This is a genomic window from Cohnella ginsengisoli (assembly GCF_029525555.1).
GTDB lineage: Bacteria > Bacillota > Bacilli > Paenibacillales > Paenibacillaceae > Cohnella > Cohnella ginsengisoli.
In genome coordinates this window covers 629,393-646,595 of record NZ_JAPDHZ010000002.1, presented here as the reverse complement: position 1 = coordinate 646,595, position 17,203 = coordinate 629,393, and the positions used below count along the sequence as shown (strand labels likewise).

Annotated in this window: 22 protein-coding genes; 18 read left to right on the top strand and 4 right to left on the bottom strand. The window is 37.4% G+C overall.

What is annotated here, in order from left to right:
• Positions 1-25 precede the first annotated feature (25 nt).
• Positions 26-376, bottom strand: a complete 351-nt coding sequence (locus OMP38_RS03230; protein WP_277563863.1) for a hypothetical protein — start codon at positions 374-376, stop codon at positions 26-28.
• 231 nt (positions 377-607) lie between these two features.
• On the opposite strand from OMP38_RS03230, the gene OMP38_RS03225 reads away from it, so the two are divergent.
• The 9 genes from OMP38_RS03225 to OMP38_RS03190 all read left to right on the top strand — a co-directional run bounded on the left by OMP38_RS03225 (position 608) and on the right by OMP38_RS03190 (position 6,102).
• Complete coding sequence (locus tag OMP38_RS03225; protein WP_277563862.1) at positions 608-925, top strand: hypothetical protein; 318 nt, start codon at positions 608-610, stop codon at positions 923-925.
• Positions 891-1,271: a hypothetical protein gene (locus OMP38_RS03220; RefSeq protein WP_277563861.1), complete on the top strand. Its 381-nt coding sequence runs from the start codon at positions 891-893 to the stop codon at positions 1,269-1,271. Before OMP38_RS03225 ends, OMP38_RS03220 begins: the two co-directional genes overlap by 35 nt.
• Entirely contained in the window at positions 1,213-1,602 is a 390-nt protein-coding gene (locus tag OMP38_RS03215) for a hypothetical protein (protein WP_277563860.1), read from the top strand. The genes OMP38_RS03220 and OMP38_RS03215 overlap by 59 nt, the downstream gene beginning before the upstream one ends.
• Entirely contained in the window at positions 1,550-2,044 is a 495-nt protein-coding gene (locus OMP38_RS03210) for a hypothetical protein (protein WP_277563859.1), read from the top strand. Before OMP38_RS03215 ends, OMP38_RS03210 begins: the two co-directional genes overlap by 53 nt.
• 363 nt (positions 2,045-2,407) lie before the next feature.
• The gene (locus OMP38_RS03205) at positions 2,408-4,540 is read left to right on the top strand and encodes a UvrD-helicase domain-containing protein (RefSeq protein WP_277563858.1); all 2,133 of its coding nucleotides are present in this window, start codon (positions 2,408-2,410) and stop codon (positions 4,538-4,540) included.
• Positions 4,515-4,805, top strand: coding sequence for a hypothetical protein (locus OMP38_RS03200; protein ID WP_277563857.1), 291 nt, complete (start codon positions 4,515-4,517; stop codon positions 4,803-4,805). The genes OMP38_RS03205 and OMP38_RS03200 overlap by 26 nt, the downstream gene beginning before the upstream one ends.
• A 13-nt stretch (positions 4,806-4,818) precedes the next feature.
• Complete coding sequence (locus OMP38_RS03195) at positions 4,819-5,313, top strand: 3'-5' exonuclease (protein WP_277563856.1); 495 nt, start codon at positions 4,819-4,821, stop codon at positions 5,311-5,313.
• 16 nt (positions 5,314-5,329) lie between these two features.
• Entirely contained in the window at positions 5,330-5,416 is an 87-nt protein-coding gene (locus OMP38_RS35505) for a topoisomerase DNA-binding C4 zinc finger domain-containing protein (protein WP_420869617.1), read from the top strand.
• 17 nt (positions 5,417-5,433) lie between these two features.
• The gene (locus OMP38_RS03190) at positions 5,434-6,102 is read left to right on the top strand and encodes a DUF1643 domain-containing protein (RefSeq protein ID WP_277563855.1); all 669 of its coding nucleotides are present in this window, start codon (positions 5,434-5,436) and stop codon (positions 6,100-6,102) included.
• A 100-nt stretch (positions 6,103-6,202) separates the two neighbouring features.
• On the opposite strand, the gene OMP38_RS03185 is transcribed toward OMP38_RS03190, so the two are convergent.
• Positions 6,203-7,234: a hypothetical protein gene (locus tag OMP38_RS03185; protein WP_277563854.1), complete on the bottom strand. Its 1,032-nt coding sequence runs from the start codon at positions 7,232-7,234 to the stop codon at positions 6,203-6,205.
• A gap of 407 nt (positions 7,235-7,641) precedes the next feature.
• On the opposite strand from OMP38_RS03185, the gene OMP38_RS03180 reads away from it, so the two are divergent.
• On the top strand, positions 7,642-8,454 hold the full coding sequence (locus OMP38_RS03180; RefSeq protein WP_277563853.1) for a hypothetical protein: 813 nt from the start codon (positions 7,642-7,644) through the stop codon (positions 8,452-8,454).
• Between the two features lie 590 nt (positions 8,455-9,044).
• Here the strand turns inward: OMP38_RS03180 and OMP38_RS03175 are convergent.
• On the bottom strand, positions 9,045-9,569 hold the full coding sequence (locus OMP38_RS03175; RefSeq protein WP_277563852.1) for a hypothetical protein: 525 nt from the start codon (positions 9,567-9,569) through the stop codon (positions 9,045-9,047).
• 807 nt (positions 9,570-10,376) lie between these two features.
• Between OMP38_RS03175 and OMP38_RS03170 the strand changes: the two genes are divergently transcribed.
• The 5 genes from OMP38_RS03170 to OMP38_RS03150 all read left to right on the top strand — a co-directional run bounded on the left by OMP38_RS03170 (position 10,377) and on the right by OMP38_RS03150 (position 14,157).
• On the top strand, positions 10,377-10,742 hold the full coding sequence (locus OMP38_RS03170; protein WP_277563851.1) for a VOC family protein: 366 nt from the start codon (positions 10,377-10,379) through the stop codon (positions 10,740-10,742).
• A gap of 519 nt (positions 10,743-11,261) precedes the next feature.
• Complete coding sequence (locus tag OMP38_RS03165; protein WP_277563850.1) at positions 11,262-11,576, top strand: helix-turn-helix domain-containing protein; 315 nt, start codon at positions 11,262-11,264, stop codon at positions 11,574-11,576.
• A complete protein-coding gene (locus OMP38_RS03160) occupies positions 11,573-12,106 on the top strand; it encodes an ImmA/IrrE family metallo-endopeptidase (protein WP_277563849.1) in 534 nt (177 codons plus the stop codon). The genes OMP38_RS03165 and OMP38_RS03160 overlap by 4 nt, the downstream gene beginning before the upstream one ends.
• Positions 12,107-12,220: 114 nt before the next feature.
• Complete coding sequence (locus OMP38_RS03155) at positions 12,221-13,393, top strand: HNH endonuclease (protein ID WP_277563848.1); 1,173 nt, start codon at positions 12,221-12,223, stop codon at positions 13,391-13,393.
• A gap of 152 nt (positions 13,394-13,545) precedes the next feature.
• On the top strand, positions 13,546-14,157 hold the full coding sequence (locus OMP38_RS03150) for a hypothetical protein (protein WP_277563847.1): 612 nt from the start codon (positions 13,546-13,548) through the stop codon (positions 14,155-14,157).
• A 157-nt stretch (positions 14,158-14,314) separates the two neighbouring features.
• Here the strand turns inward: OMP38_RS03150 and OMP38_RS03145 are convergent, their stop codons facing one another.
• Entirely contained in the window at positions 14,315-14,980 is a 666-nt protein-coding gene (locus OMP38_RS03145) for a hypothetical protein (protein WP_277563846.1), read from the bottom strand.
• A 476-nt stretch (positions 14,981-15,456) separates the two neighbouring features.
• On the opposite strand from OMP38_RS03145, the gene OMP38_RS03140 reads away from it, so the two are divergent.
• From OMP38_RS03140 to OMP38_RS03130, 3 genes are read left to right on the top strand one after another with little or no spacing between them, the layout of a single operon-like run.
• A complete protein-coding gene (locus OMP38_RS03140; protein ID WP_277563845.1) occupies positions 15,457-15,948 on the top strand; it encodes a DUF4011 domain-containing protein in 492 nt (163 codons plus the stop codon).
• The gene (locus OMP38_RS03135; RefSeq protein ID WP_277563844.1) at positions 15,945-16,487 is read left to right on the top strand and encodes a hypothetical protein; all 543 of its coding nucleotides are present in this window, start codon (positions 15,945-15,947) and stop codon (positions 16,485-16,487) included. Before OMP38_RS03140 ends, OMP38_RS03135 begins: the two co-directional genes overlap by 4 nt.
• Positions 16,488-16,494: 7 nt before the next feature.
• Positions 16,495-17,193 carry a hypothetical protein gene (locus tag OMP38_RS03130; protein ID WP_277563843.1) on the top strand — a complete coding sequence of 233 codons (699 nt, stop codon included), beginning with the start codon at positions 16,495-16,497 and terminating at the stop codon, positions 17,191-17,193.
• The last annotated feature ends 10 nt before the right edge of the window (positions 17,194-17,203 follow it).

The following is a 17,203-nucleotide window of genomic DNA, read 5'->3' as shown; positions in this document are numbered from 1 at the left end:
CTTTGCTTCTGAATCCCTAAATCGTTCAATTGCCCCCCTCTGCCTTCATTCCCACATAAATATCCCGAGATTTATTTGCACTTACATGATCAAATTTACGAACAGTACGAAGGGGGGCGAAGACTGCTTTTATGTGGGCGTCATCAATATCTTTACTACTACCATAAACGATTTTAGAAGGCATACCCAATATATTATATTGGGCAGCAGCTAGATTTCCTTGTCTAAAGAAATTAAAAGTTTTACTTGGCAATTTTGCTTGGAGTCTGTTTACTATTGTATTAACACTGTTGCGAAGTAGGTAGCCCTTTACAGCATCATGTGGTGGGACTTTTGGTTTGATTGCTAGTAATTTTTGTCTAACAGCAAATCGCATACATATCTGCCGCCTTATCGATTAAGTATGAAAACAGTAATCTTTGAACATTAATACAAATAGAGATTCAGAATACATAATTCCGCATTTGGTTTTAGACCAAAATACATTATACCTTATACCCTTGCTATATGGTATTCTTTTCCTATAAACATAAACACATGCCTTAGTTTTTTATTGGAATAAGTTTATTATGCCAGTATGAGTGCGGCGTAAAGGAGCATTAATGAAATGGGCGGAAAAGAAGGCGCTTGGGGTTATCTTGCACAAGCAGTTGTTAGCGTAATATATTCTTTGGTTGAGGAAGAGTGGGACACTGTACAGGTTGAGCCCGATACTAAAAACGACAAGGTTGATATTGCTTGGTTTTATAAAGAACAACCTCCGCGTGTAGTTCAAGTGAAAACTTCAAAGAACAATTTTACCCTACCAGATATGAGAAGATGGCTCGAAAGTCTGATTGATGATGTTAAAGAAGCGGAAGAATATAAACTTATTTTATTAGGTACTTGTAATGACGAAACAAAAAAAAGTTATAAATCGGATTAACGAAAATAAAGCAACTAATGAGGATTTTGATGGGAAATTGGTTTTGGAAGAAAATAAGGAAAAATTAAAAATCAACTTAAAAACCAATGAACAAGACTCACTGGATTCCCAAATTTATAGATATCTCAGTAAATTTCTTTCCAATAAAAGGAAACATCCTAATAATACAGAGCTAGAAATTATGTGCAAAGCAATTGGATACCAATACATGGTTTTGTCGACGAATGGAAAAAAGGTAACTAAACAAGAATTTGAAACTCAGTTGATAACGTGGATTGATTCTTTTTTTGGGAATTTCAGAAGCAAGAAAAAGTGCACTGAAAATAGAGTTTTATCTAAAGGATAACGTACCTTATTCGTCAGAAATGAATGCAGTAAATACTAAGCTTAGAACTTCAAAATTTATAAAAAACAAAAGAAGAGATTTATTATCGCTTTATAAAGAAATAACAGAGAGAACAATTGAACAAAAGGATAGGAATGACCCAAATGATGAAGACGAAGAGATTTTTAAAAGACTTCGTATTTCCATAGGCATGAGTATGACTATATATTCTGAAATCAGCGGAAAAAGGCGTAAAGAGTTAGAATCTTTAGCCCATGAGTTATTAGAAGTCCAGATGAATGATGAGTTTTTTTTATGTAGGGAACCTAAAAGAACCAATGGTACGACCTAAACATATGTTTGGTTATTCACCTGTTGAGAGGACAGGAACTGGCGAAGAAATAGATAAGTTTAATTTATTATTAGAATTTGAAAATGAACTTGAAATACTACAATCATATACTAAAATGTTTGCATTTTTAGATTCCATTAACCTTATCCCAGTTGTCATACGCAACAATGGAACTCGACGAGATGAAGAAATTAAGGTGAAAATATACTTGCCAAAAAGCGTACGAATAGTAAAAGTTTCAGAATTTATGATTCCTGACGATAGAATTATTAAGGATTTTACGGGGTTTAAAGGGTTTATACACTATAAGTTTACTCATAGCTCTGATGGGCACATTAATTCTTATTTGCATCAACCATATGATTTATATCCTTTGCCTTTTTTTGGGATTAGAAGATGGAGGAAAACGAAATCGAGAATTATTTCCGCTTTACTTAGGTAGTTTATTCGATTTTAAATTGCATTCCCATGGAGAAAGTCAGTTGTTAGTGTTCGAATTTGATAAACTGAATCCAAAAGAAACATCAGCATTCCCTTGTTTTGTGCCAGTATGGGCAACTGAGAATTTTGAAATAACATATGAAATAACTTCGGCTCATCTTCCTTTAGAAGAACGCGGAACTTTATTATATAAGGTGAAGTCAGAATAAAAGATACTTAAAAAAGTGGGTTGCTTCGAATTAAGCACCCCACTTTTTGCTATGTTCTTTTATTGTTTAGATTGAATCAACTCATTTAAGGACTACTAGTGTTGTGGTATTATTTACCTAAGATAAAAGTACCTTGAAGTCAGGGAGTTATTATGGTGAATATCATCGAGAGTGTTATTGGTTACTTTCAAAATCGCAAAATTAAAAAAGAATGTCAACGGGTTGGTAAATATATAAATTCCTTCGAGTGGACCGTAGCATCTCTTAAAAGCATAGCAAATGACTTCAGTAAGCGCCGATCGCTAATTACCGATGATGAAATTAGCGGAGTATTGCTTAAATACAACGATTTAAAACAATACATAGACGGCAATAACGTTGCGAACGTGGACGAGCAATCGCGATCGTTTTTTATTGCACGCAGTGGTGCTATTGCATCCAAGGAATACCTTGAACTGACGAAGCGGTATCAGAAGCTTAAGGGTAACTACGTCACGGCATTAACCAACATCGAAAAAGCACACTTCGCGCAAAATCAGGTTGTTGAGCAACATACCGTACAGGCTACACAATTTCTAAAGAAGGTTAATCTATATCGTCAGGATTATTTCGTTCATTCTCGAATACAGCCCTTAAAAGAATCCTTCCTAGAATCGTTCAACTTCTTTCAAGGCAATGTCGCGGATATTAAAGATGGAAGTGTCAAAACTTTTGTTGATTACTACGACCAGCTCGATCGATACGTAGAAAGTTGGAACACGGAGTATATTCAAGATCAGTTGCTTAAGCAGCAGCAACTCTTTAACAACATCGACGGTAAGGCACTCGATCAGCAACAACGGATCGCGGTGGTGACCGACGAAGACAATAATCTTGTTCTTGCAGGCGCGGGAAGCGGCAAGACATTGACGATTTCAGGGAAAGTAAAATACCTGGTGGATGTGAAAGGGATTTCGCCGTCGGAGATCCTGCTTATTTCGTTTACGCGCAAATCTGCTAACGAAATGGCCGAGCGTATCAAAGGAAAACTTGATGTGCCTGTCGATGTTAAAACATTTCATAAATTGGGTCTAGGAATTATTGGGCAGGTAACCCGCTCAACCCCTGACGTTTTTGACGATTTACCTAAAGTGCTGGATAACTATTTTAAAGATAAAATCTTTGATGACGGCTCGCAAATCAAAAACCTGATCGAATTTTTTGGTTATTACATCAGCATTCCAAAGGATTATTCAGAGTTTAACAATCTAGGCGAGTATCATGATTATTATAAGAATATTGACTTTGAAACGCTTAAGGGCAAGGTTAACAAGACGGTCTTTGCAGAGCAAGCCGCTGGTAGATTGGCGGGGCAGAAACGGACCATTAACGGAGAAACCGTCAAAAGTTTTGAGGAAACGCTGATCGCGAACTTCCTGTTTTTAAACGGCGTCAGTTATGAGTACGAGAGAATGTATCCGTTCAATACGGCAGATGAATTCCATCGGCAATACAAACCTGATTTTTATTTGCCTGATTATGATCTGTATCTTGAGCATTTCGGAGTAGACGAACATAATCGAACACCATGGCTCAGTCCAGTTGAAGAACAGAAGTATCTTGAGGATATGGTATGGAAGAGGGGCATACACAGCGAGAAAGGCACTACGCTAATCGAAACTTACTCGCACTATAACAAGAACGGGGTTCTTCTAGAAAAGTTGAAGGAGAAGTTAATCGCCCACCAGGTCAAATTTCGCGAAGCCGATTATCAAGCCATCTTCACAAAGATTTATGACATCGAGAATCAGGACAGGTACTTCAAAGAGCTTGTGAAGCTAATCAATTCATTCCTTGGATTGTTTAAATCAAATGGATTTGGTGAGACTCATTTCACCTTGTTCTTGGAAGAGAACAAAAAGAGCGCAGCCAGCGCATTTACCAAAATGCGTACCAAGATGTTCATGGAAATGGTTCAACCGATCTTTATCCATTACCAAGAAGAGCTGAGACGTAACAAGGCGATCGACTTTAACGATATGATAAACATGGCAACTGATTATGTGAAAGCTGAAAAGATTCGATTCGATTACAAATACATCATGATCGATGAATACCAAGACATTTCTACAAGCAGATTTGAGCTGATCAAAGCTATTAAAGATCAAACGAATGCGAAAGTTATGTGTGTTGGCGATGACTGGCAGTCGATCTACCGCTTTGCGGGAAGCGACATTCAGCTCTTCACTAAATTCGGAGAGTTTTTTTGGATTTCACCAGCTGATGAAAATAGAGCGGACCTATCGTAACTCTCAGCAACTTATCGATATTGCAGGGAAGTTCGTCATGCAAAATCCAAGTCAGTTCCGCAAAGACCTTTTATCAGACAAAAGCATGTCCCAACCCATTCAGGTAATGGGGTACAAGAAAGAAGCAATCGTGGCATTAAAGCGAGCGATCGCAGACATCGCTGAGCATTCGGGTAGTTCATCTGAGATTATGCTGCTTGGCCGAAACAACTTTGACGTCAACTTTATTGATCAAGATGATGAGTTCGAAAAAAAGGTACGATAAAACTCAGGACGTCATGATGATTAAATACCGTAGATTTAGGGATTTAAAAATCACTTTCTTCACCGCGCATCGGTCGAAGGGTCTTGAAGCCGAAAATGTGATCATCATCAATGCAAAAAACAGTTTGGTCGGTTTTCCGAATAAAATTGCTGATGATCCGATCTTAGGATGGGTGTTGACTGAGCGGGACAACTTCGATTTTGCCGAGGAACGTAGGTTGTTTTATGTGGCCATTACACGAACCAAGAACCGTTGTATCATATTGGCTCCTGAGACGGGGATGTCAGTATTCGTAAAAGAGCTTATCGACAAGCATCAAGTCCCGTATTCCATGGTAACAGATGAAGAATCCATGGCTGATCATCCAAACTGCCCCCGTTGTAGAACAGGATACTTAGTGACAAGACAGGGAAACGGCGGACAGTCATTTCTCGGGTGCAGCAACTATCCTGGTTGTGAATACAGAGTAAGATATATACAAATATTGAAAGACAAAAAAGATTTGTAAAGCCTGCGGTGGATTTATGGTAGTGCGGAGTGGGAAATATGGCAAATTCTATGGTTGTACCAATTTTCCGAAATGCGGTAATAAGTATAACTTAGCCAGGTAATACCACGGAGGTGGAGCATGGGGATATATGATCAGTTTGAATGTTACGGACACTTTTATCAAATCGTGAAAGAAGGTAAGGTGATCGCATGTTGCCGTAGCCAATTAGATATTGTCGATACTCAAAGGTTAACTAATGCTTCGTCAATCGATGCATTGGCGATTATGATGAATCCTGGAACTTCTAAACCATGCGATGAAAATTATATTGAACCACAAGTAGACATTATGTCGTTTCGATTACATGGGGCTAAACCACTGGTTTCCACAATTCCAGACGATACTCAAAAGCGCCTCATGAAAATTATGAAGTATAAACAGTGGACACATATGAGGGTGATTAATCTCTCTGATATTCGACAACCCAAAAGCGCCAAGTTGCCAGGAGAGTTAAGGAAATATAAAACGCACAGCTCCAATCATGAACACAGTATCTTTTCGGATGAAAGGAAAGATGAACTTGCGGCTATTCTCGAACTGTATGAAGATAAACCAATTATCGTCGCGTGGGGATCACAGCCTTGTCTAAGTCAATATGCAAAAGCATGCCTTAAAGCGCTGGAAAATAGGGATTATTACGGCGTCAGTACGTCCAAGGTCCCGTATTTTCATCATCCTTTGACGCGCCAGTTCAGCTGGATAAATAGCCTGATTGCATTAATGGATAAGACCGTTTCAGCATTGTGATTGTCATTTTCTTAATGACATATTAAATATTAAAAGGCTACCGAGAAAAGGTAGCCTTATGCAAATATTATTCATTACTCGTTAAAATGTCCTGAAGCATTTAACCCTCCAAGCCTTCGAAGAAATCAAGACTCTTAAGCATCGTTTCAATGGTTTGTTTGTTTTTCTGATAATAGCCGCTAGATAATGACCCAGATAAACCATACTGTATCCGTTTATCGAGAATATAAGTCAACTGTATGGTCGTTGTGTTTCCTTCGTCTTGAACGAGTAAGTGCGCTTTTTTTCCATTGTTGAGTGTGAACGACTTGTAACCCGTTAGATCTGGTGCAAGTTCCTCCATGTAAAAAGATGCATAAGCCAATATTGAGCCAGCAGATTTTTCGCTAAGCTCGATCCCATCCCCGTTTGCAGGCTCTTCTCCTCTAACCCAGCTTTTTGGGTATGACAATTCAAAGCCAAAGCGAGCATTTTGGTAGGTATTCCACTTTTCAGACTTTGGCTTTGCTGTGGATGTTGCACTAGGTGTGGCAGAGGGTTCAGACATCTGAATGCTTGGGCTAGGAGTAGGCTCGATTTTTTCTGTCGGCTTACTTGACTCCGAAGGTTCATTAGTTGATATTATCGCATTAGATGCAGAAGCAACAGGAGGCTTGATATCTTCATTCTGATCCTCAGCATTCTCTGCAATTAACCAAAGGCCAATCGTCTCGTTTACTCTAAAAGTGTATCTCATGCTGCCTTTTGTGACGATCGTTTCCGCTTGTTGATCCTTAGCTGCTTTCGAAAGCTGACTGACGATTTCTTGCGCCCCAGCTGCGTCTAAAGTGGGGCTTGTAACTTGCAGGAGAGTCGTCCAAGCTGCAATTAATCCTACCGCTTGAGTTGGATCGGAAATTCCTGTTGAGATGATTATCGCATTTCGAAGGGTTTGGTCATTTTTATTGATGGTAGCAATCATCCCGACGTTATCGTTGAAGGTTTCTTGTAGTACGTCTTGAACATCACCTTGGGTGACGGAAGTGGTTATTCGGTAGTCGCTTGAGATGTTTGAGATCTGCTTATTCCATTTGCTTATAAACGTATTTGCCTTAATCCCGATTGACTTAGCGCCAACAGTCGACTCAGACATGGGAATCGCCGAAGCAGACTCTGTCGACTCGACTTGAAGCGATTTAGCTCCGCTGTGATCTCCAGCTTGATAGCCGATCCAGAACAACAAACATGCCAATACTAGACCAGCAAACGTAAACAGAACTTTTTTTAAGAATGTACATGACGATCTCCTTTTCATTTTCTTTTTTAGATTATATCTCTAAATGTTTGAAACATCTCCTGATTTTTCTTGCCGTGAGTTAGATGAATAATGAAAGATGTCTAGATGAGACCAAATTCAACAGCAGTATTTTTGTTCCATAAATAACCACTAAGTTGAAATAAGCACAGGAATAAAAATTTACGCTTGACTAGTAACATGTCCATAGCTGATTATATGCGTATGATAATGATTGTAATCACACGTGTATTGGAGGGTTAAAAGTGCAGGAGCAATTGTTAGTAGAGATAAGGGATCTGCTAAGCGATATTCTGCTCGAATTAAGGACAGCCAATCGCCAAAGTTCAAGAGCACCAATTCGTATCGAGGATGCAAATGAAAATGTCCTTCCAGGTTCCCAGGGTACTGTTTTAACCTCTAACTTGTTTAGGCGCATTGTTGATGTTTATTACAAGGAGGAACTTGAACGGATTAAATCAGGTAACTCTAAAAAATCTGCACGTCGTGTGTCAGTTGAGCTAGGTAAAACATTGGCCGACTTGTTTAACGAGCAAATGGCTCAGAAAGGCATGACATTCCAAAGAATGCCTGATGGAATGGTTATAGGTGAAGTGGAAGAAGAAAGCCGAATAGCAATTAAGCTGATTACAGACACAGGGTATTACCGCGGGGAACATTGGAATGAAATTATAGAGGATATTTTGGAAAGTTGCGAAGAAAAGTATGGAATTAAGAATGATCGAGTGTACTTTATAATCGCATCACTTCGTAATGGATTGGATCAAAGTTATATAGAAAAGTTATTGGGAGAAAAGGTACGTTCAAATGGGGAATTTTTAAAAAATCGATCATTAGTATTGAAATACATTAAGAAATTCAAAGCCACAACAACATCACTTGCTGCGCCATATGATCAGATTTACGTAATGGCTTCGGAGATGCATCCCAATGTCTTAGCGGAAGATCTTCACAAAATGACAAATGCGCAAATGCAAGAAGTATTAGATAAACTCGACGAATATGAATGGTTATCAGACTTGTCCAAATTGGTGTCTATTTTTAAAAAGGCAATATAATATAAGTACAGTGAGCCGCCAGGAACTTGGTGGCTTTTTTTTTATGTTGTGCTATTCATATCACATCAAACACATCACAGTGAACACAACATGTCATTATCTTACGGGATTCCTTGTGACGGTTTATAATTGAGAAAACACACTTTCGTGGGAGGTATAAAGATGCTATCTGAAAAAATGACGAAAAAAAGAGAAAATACTGCGTTTGTATAAGACGGGAATGAAGCAAGTTGATATCGCACGTGAACTTAGAACCTACACGAATTATGTATGTAGAGTCGTTAATGAAAATAAAGTGCATAAGGGAATTAACTAAGGAGTATTAAGCTCAGGCGAAACACATGTGAGAGTCCTCAGCTTAGCAAAGCAGCGATGCAGTGTTTGTTACTGCATCGCTGTTGTATATTTTAGATAGCTAAACTTAAAGACTTAGAACCAATTATTGCTGGACAGGAGTTGTGTGCGTATACCTGATCGTGAAGAGCGGATCGATCTGGTAAGCGAATGCAACTGCTTTACGATTGACGACAGGCAATTCGTAAACTGTCTCGGCAATTTCTACATTGTTTGAGTCTTTGCCAGTTGTCTCGTTAGCGTCGACGATCGTTCCACGGGGGGAGGATAGTGGTCACCTCAACTCTACTGCCATTTGGCATTCCAAGTCCGTCAAACGGAACGCGGATTTGCAATTCGTACGAATCAGGAGCGCCCTGCTTTGCAAGCGGAAAGATCTTGTACTCATACGTCAACTCGTACAGGTTGTTAGATCCTGCGACAGGCACGAGCGCAGACTTTTTCAGAAGTGACAGCAACAGGAGCTTGGCTGCATCATCAAGGGTAGCAGCGGGATCTCCGTTCAGTGCCTCATCACGTATATCTTCCGTCCCTGCAAGAAGTGTGTCGGCCTTGAAAGGTGTAACCTCAAGGTTCTGAAGCTTCAACAGTTCCAAAATAGCGGGGTTGGCGGTAACGCCACTTGGAACATAATACTCGTCCAATACAGGCTCGTCCGTTTTTAAAAACGTCTTAACTAGAACAGTATCAAATGCGTTCCCGTTATAGCGTGAAGTCCCATTCACCAAAATCACTACATCTTGCAGTTGAATGTTTGCCAATGAAAATCAGTCCTCTCACTTTGAGTTTGAGAACGACATTGACAAGGATACCCTACAAAGCACTCCAAGCCTATACAACACTTGTGACAGAAGGTCAAATGTTGTATGATACGGGAAGTGATAGTTTGACACAGTTGTTCCTTTGTTTTGTAGTTGCAGCTACAAAATGGTGAACGGGGCATCCTTGTCAACATCGCATAAGCGTAATTTCTTTGGGCCTTCCTTTGGAGGGTCCTTTTATTTTTCCTTGCGAACGCCCTTGAAAGGCCCAGGGCTACTGGTTTTAACATCCATGAATCGACCAGTGTTTGTGTCGCGTTTCACCCAAAGTCCGCTGGAAGTCTGCGTTTGGCTTCTGCCGCGTACAGCACCGATTCGTCCATTACCTGGTTGTCCGTTCTTTGCCATGCTTTCACCCCCGATCTGGCATATCTTGTCTTTCCTGATATTACGATAACCCATGAACAATGCGGGTGTCAACAATAAAAATTATATGAAAATAAAGTTTATAACATAAACATATTATAAAATTTTTTATGTAATTTATTGCGTTAAATCGCATGGGAAAATTTATATACCATAAGGAAAAGCTAAATAGTCAGACTATAATTAAGTGATTCAAAAATTTAAATAACAATCGAAATTACGCATGTTTTATGTTGATAGTTGACCCAATGTTTTTGAGAGAGGTTTTTTATAAATATAGGCGTTTTTCTAAATTATTGTAGCTTTATATCATAGGGAAAAGTTATAATCATAAAATGGGAACATACGTTCCTTATTTAATTAAAGAAGGAGATGTATCAAATGTTTAAGAAATTAGAATGCGTTTGTATTCATACAAACGACATTGAGAAATCACTTTCGTTTTACATATCAATGGGCTTAACAGAAAACTGGAAGATAGAACGTAACTTAGAGAATGGTTCGACTTGGACAGTGATAGGTTTGAAATTTCCTTTAAAAGATAGTTCTGAACTTGTGTTGAGTAATCACCCTGAAATTAATTTTACAGAAATCGAAATCTATGTTGAAGATGTTCGACAAGCATATGATGAGTTGAATAAGAACGAAGAAATCCAATGGATTAGGGCTCCTTTTTCAACCGAATCTGGACATATTGCCGTAATGGAAGCTCCTGATGGGAATGTATTTGTATTGGTTGGGAAGTAACCTATCAAACGTTTTTAATGTGCCAACAGTGGTGAAGTTTGGTTTCTGACAAGATGCCGATTTCGCATCTTGTTTCTTGTTAAGTTCAAGGAATCGATGTCCAATAAGTAGATTTCCAATTAGCGATTTTACATTATCAAATCGTTTTTAATGCTAAACAAATTGTTGGTGTTTGAAGTTATCGAATATATTTTTCTGATAGTCTCAATGGATGGCTTTGAGCCAGTATTTCTACTCAGGGGGGCTCTAGTACCTCGCAGATAAAATAAACCGCCCTTTTAGGGTGGTTTATATTAGGGTTGAGAATCACTATTTAAAAGTAACTTAGCTAAATTATTAAAGAAGAAAGATCTAGTTCACTTTTTCAACATCTATGTCTGAAGGACTATGTTTGCGTATAATATTGGGAAAAATATTATAGAAATTCTGATAAAATTCAATAACTTGGTAGTTTGTACAATTGTCAAATGTCTCAATACTAGTCTATACTTATTTAAAAGAAGTAAGGAAGAATATAAAATGGAAATCTACTTTCACATTGGTCGAAAGTTGAAAGAACTTAGAGAAAAGCTTGGTTACAAACAGTTAGAAGTTGCAGATAAAATTAATATGACTAGATCTTCAGTTGCGAATATTGAGCAAGGTAGACAAAAGATACAGATAGATGTTCTTTATGAATTAGCTTACTTATATGATGTCGATCCCAAAGATTTACTACCTGATTTGAGTATGATAACTAAGTATCAAGAAGTGGATGATAAAGTAAAAATACAAAACGATAAAACAAAGATGCTGAATTTAATCAATAAATTGAGGGAAGGGGAAGGAAAATGAATCTTAAAAGAGCAGAAAGAAAAGCTTACTGGCTTTTAGATGAAATGAACATCTCAGCTCCCTCAGTTCCAGTAGAAAAAATAGCAGAGGATTTGAATATAAAATTAGTGTATGAGAAGTTGGAAAAAGACTTATCTGGCTTTTTATTTAAAGATGATACATCGGAAGAAAGTTTTATTTTTATTAATGAAGGACATTCTATTAATAGAAAGAGATTTACCATAGCCCACGAACTTGGGCATTATTTATTGCATAGCGATAAACAAGACGAGGCTCATATAGATCGTGGTTTTACGATTAATTTTAGAAGTCCTCTATCTTCAAAAGCAGTGAATCCAAAAGAAATAGAAGCTAATGCCTTTGCGGCAGCCCTTTTAATGCCTGAAGAACTAATTATTGAAGAGATACAGAAAAAAATTAAAGATGGTATTGATCTTGTTGAATCCATCGAATTAAAAGAAATTGCAAAGAAGTTTGAAGTAAGTGAACAAGCATTATGTTTTAGACTGGGCAAACTAGGTTACTTATAAAAACAAAAAATACTTATCTAAAATAGAGAAGTCCATTTGGACTTCTTTTTTTGAAAGTAAAAAAATGTTAGTTGGAACTTTGGACGACACTAATTTTAAAATGGGGTTCAAAATATGTTCATCAGTAGCACTGAAGACTTAATCGATAATATCTTCACCTTACACAATTATAGAGATACTGAGTATCACGAGTTTTATAACGGCATGATTAAGAATGGTGTTGTGTACATAGCTTTGAAGCATAACGGAGAATTTTATTTCGCTCCGAGTCGCTTTGCAGGATATAAGAACAACAACGCTGATTCACACATAAATAGTTATGAAAAGGATGGAGGAGAAACTAATAGAGAAATAAGTAAATTAATGGGGAAGGAAAGAATAGACCAAGTTTTAGAAGAAGAATATAAGAAATATTGTGAAAGAAATGGAATAGTTCCAAGTAATAAGAGTCGAAGATATTGGCCTCTAATTGAAGGACCTTATCTACGCGAAAAGTCCATGGTTAAAGATATCTCTGAAATTATAAGGAATATACTCTCATTTGATAATGGGTTGTTTTCGGCGCTTGCAGATGTTTACAGCAGACTTCTTTATGCAAGTTCGACATTAGTGGTCTTAAAATATGACAAAGATTATTTCTTCGCTCCATCGACGTATGTAGCGTATATGAATTTAGACAAGATTGATTCTTTATGGACGGATACGATACAACATAAAGAAACGGATAAAGTTATTTCAAAGATCCTAGAGCAAGAGTTTATTACAAATCATCTACTCGATGCAAAGTATAAGCAGTATTTAGCGGTTAGTAAGCTTCGTGCTAATAACAAGAATTTATCGTATTGCTATTTAGACGTTGAAGAGGATTTGGGAATTACTGATATTACTATCAACTCAGTAGAGCAGACAGAAAGGGAATCAAAAATTAAAGCTCGTGTTGGACAAATCAAATATCGTTCGGCATTGATAGCGATGTGGCAAAAGTGCTCCGTTACAGGTTTTCAAAATGTTGAACTTCTTCGGGCATCGCACATAAAGCCTTGGCGAGATTGTGATAATGTAGAGCGATTAGATCCCAACAATGGGTTATTGTTAATTCCGAATTTGGATCTCCTTTTCGATAGAGGCTATATAAGCTTTGATGGCGATGGTCGAATATTAATTTCAAGTTTACTAAGTATTGATTCCCGAAGAAAAATGGGGTTGCATAGCAACATGAACGTGATACTTAACGAGCGCCAGAAAAAGTACATGATGTACCACGTAGAAGAAATTTTTAGGCCCTAGTTAAGGTTTAATATAAATTATCCCTATATGACACGGCGTATTGAAACTTCAGTGTCGGAAATAGATTAGGATAAAAATTATAATTGAGGTGATGCGAGTGTACATAAGCTACAAGAATCACAAAAGAAGCTGCCGCAGCAGTTGCAGAGCATATGAGGGATGCTAAAACAAGATATTTTCCAAAAGCCTATGATTTTCATCGTTCTTCTGAAAGCGAGTGGTGGGTCGTGTTATCTCAAGAGAAGTATCGATTCGCTAAGTTTTCGTTTTGGACGGAGAAAGAATTTATACATTGTGGGTATTATGTTGAAAAAGGATATGGCAGTGGAGAAGGAAACTCCAGTCTGCATGAACAGATGATGGATAAAAGCTGGGATTGGCATGAATTTTCTGCATCAATGATAAATGGTGAGATAGATAGTTTGTTAAAACAATTTAGCTTTCCAATTCATATAATTTTAACAGATGGCGGGTTAGGCGGAAATTTAAACCGCATAGAATTTGCATTGGAAAATGGAAAACTTAAGTTTCAAAACACTTCACATCAAATTGATACTTCATTTGAGGACCTGAAGAACTGTTCTAGTTTTATAGACATAGCAATGGTTCTCCAGAATGAAAAGTGGCAAGAGTATTGGATTAATTTTTATATCCATACCCCATTTTTACCTGACGAAAGTGGATGGGATGCAGACGACATATCCCGCAATTTTTTAATGCACTTCGAAAAGTGGATTAATAAGCCAAAGAAAAAAATTAAATAATTATGGGTCAAGACCGTAGCTGCTTAGTGACTGATGTGGTTAGTGTAATTTATTTTCCAACTGTATGGCCTTTAAAGTGGAACCGAGCATGAGCTTGGTTCCACTTCATTTTTCTTATACAGCCACCAAGATTGGGTTTATTAACTAAGACAAAAAGTTATGTCATTTTAGATACTCTCTCCAAAAGATCGAATTTTTGGAGCTTTGAAGTGAATTTAGCAAGATCATTGGGATCACTAGGCATAAATTTATACGAGACAACAACCGCAAGCATTTCTAAACAAGAATAAAGTCTATAAAAATTTATAGGCTTATAATAATCCTTATTGTACCCATGCAGAATACTGTGACGGTTCAATGTGAAATTTGACTGTGATTTATATAAATAGTTTAGTCCATATCTTTCGAAAGATATAAACATATCCATTACTTCATCAACTGTCCTCAAGATTTCATCATTAAGATAATCCTCTGGCAATATTAATTTACTTTGATGACCAATTAGCAATATCTTCTCCCGCCAAACAGACTTACCGTATTTAACTGCTGTGTCAAAGGCACTTATTGACCCGTGTTTATTAAATTGCAAATTGTGAAGTTCACAAAAATCTCTTGCGATACCTTCAATAATCGTGAGTAATAAAGTTATTGATGCAGCTAATTTCCCCAAAATAAAACATTCAATTGATTCCTCAATTAAACTTAAGTTTGTCACAAATAATGGAATTTCTTGATATGTGCTTGTCAATTGAGAAGCGAAATATCCGTTATTGTATGTTGATCTACATAATTGCTCCAAATCGGGAAACGATGTGCTTATCATCTCACCAATGATCCACATTTGTATATACGGGGGGAATAACCCAATGAAATGCTTCAAGCTCTTGACCAAGTGTACGCCTAGTGTTAGCCAATATTTCCTCAGGCGAATGTAAAGGGATGACATATTCAGATTTATCATCAATATTAATATTAATCGAATTCTGTTGTGTAGTCCTGCCCCACGTACCAATTCTAATCTTTAGACTATCCCCAAATCTTTTTTTTCATTTCCAAAATCAAATTTTCTTCGGAATAGCATTTATTCTTTAGAACTTGTTTGTAATACAGATAATAGCTATTCAACTTCTTATTATTCAATTCTTGATTCTCCATTCTCGATTGGGAGTAATTCCCTAATAAACTCATCGACTAATGATAATAATCAGATAGTATCAAACATTGTTATATCGTGGTACAATTTTCCTAAATAGCTACTGAATTGGTTAGGCACATAATCACGATTACGAAGGTGAAATCATGGCGAAACAAATTGTAAACCCATTACATAGCCGAATTGCAAATTGGAAGAACAATCTTATCGATATGAGCAAACGAAATACGTTGCTTAACTTTAAACCCAAGGCAAGCAATAGCATTAAATTTATGGATGAACCATCCATCTTATATAAGCTGCTTGTGAAGGAAGAAAATCAGTTAAATTGCGAAAAGTTGGCCACGCAGTTTTCAGCACAAATCGAAAAGCTCAAAGGCATGGCAATCGAAGAACTTGAAAAGAAAAAACGTATCTTTGAAGAAACACAAAAGTACAAGAAGATCCTTAACAAGTTAAGAATGGCTGCTAAAACCCGAATGAATGAACAAGGGATCAACATCTCATACCTTACATTCGGGCTTTTAAAAATGGAAAGAAACTCAAAGCGCCGCTACTTCAGATTATTTTTTTGCCCCTTTGCTTTTGGTGCCCACAACCATAAAAAAGAGCAAATGCTAATGACCCTTTCACCTTGACTATATTTGAAGATGATATCGTAATTAATCCGTTTCTTTCGCATATGTTGCGTGAGCAGCATGGAATTTATATGCCAGAGTTGGCTGAAGATCCTTCAGATCTTTCCGTAACAGACCTATGGATGAAAATACGTGAGCTCATTGCAAATTTGGAAGAGTGGAGCGTCGAAGAAGACGTTTATTTGTCTTTGTTCTCTTTCAACAAATTGGTTATGTATAAGGATATGGAAACCTACAAGGATCTTATTGAAAACCATCCTTTAATAAGGGAAATTGCAGGTGTTTCCGATGAAGATAGCAGAAAGCAGACGTTTGATCATACACGTGTGCCTGACGAATCATCTATGGATCGTGAGGTTCCGTCACAAGAAATTTTCAATATCCTAGATGCGGATTCAAGCCAGCAACAGGCGATTTTGGCAGCGAAGAATGGAATGAGTTTTGTTCTTCAAGGACCTCCAGGGACGGGGAAAAGCCAAACGATCTCCAATATAATCGCAGAGAACTTGGCAAGCAATAAAAAAAGTTCTTTTTGTTAGTGAAAAGATGGCTGCGCTAAATGTCGTTAAAACACGTCTTGAAAACGAGGGACTTGGGGATTTCTGTCTTGAGATGCATAGTCAAAAGGCAAACAAAAGACAGGTGCTGGATGAATTAAACCATGTATTGAATAAGCAGCCTTCTAAAAATAGAGTTCCAAATGAAGTGTATGGACAAATCAACGTAATTCGAGAAAAGCTAAATACATATGCCGAAAAAATCCATGAAATCAGGGAGCCATACGAAAAGACGGTTTTCGAAGTACACGGTATTCTCTCCAAGCTGGAGGAAGTCCCCGAATTAATGGTGGACTTTAATATAGCACCGAATACAGAGCTGGAGTCCATTTATAGGCTGCTGACCGATCTAGAGCGTTATCGGAATTCAGTTTATAAATCGGACTTTCATCCGTGGGAAGGGTTCAACGATGAAAGTTATTCTCTTGAGTTAAAATCAAAAGTAAAGATTTTCTTAACGGACTTATCCAAACAGATCGGAAATATTCTCAAATTAGCCTCCAATATTGAAGAAACCGTAGGTTTAAAAGTTAATACGCTGACCGACTTGAAGAAAACAATTGCAGTTTTAGACATGGCAATTCATTCGCCAATGCCCCCCATAGCATGGTTTGATAAAAATAATATTACACAAGTAATTGCCGACGCAAAAAAGTTATCAAGAACGCTTCTCTTATTTCCTGGATGATAAGAAGAAG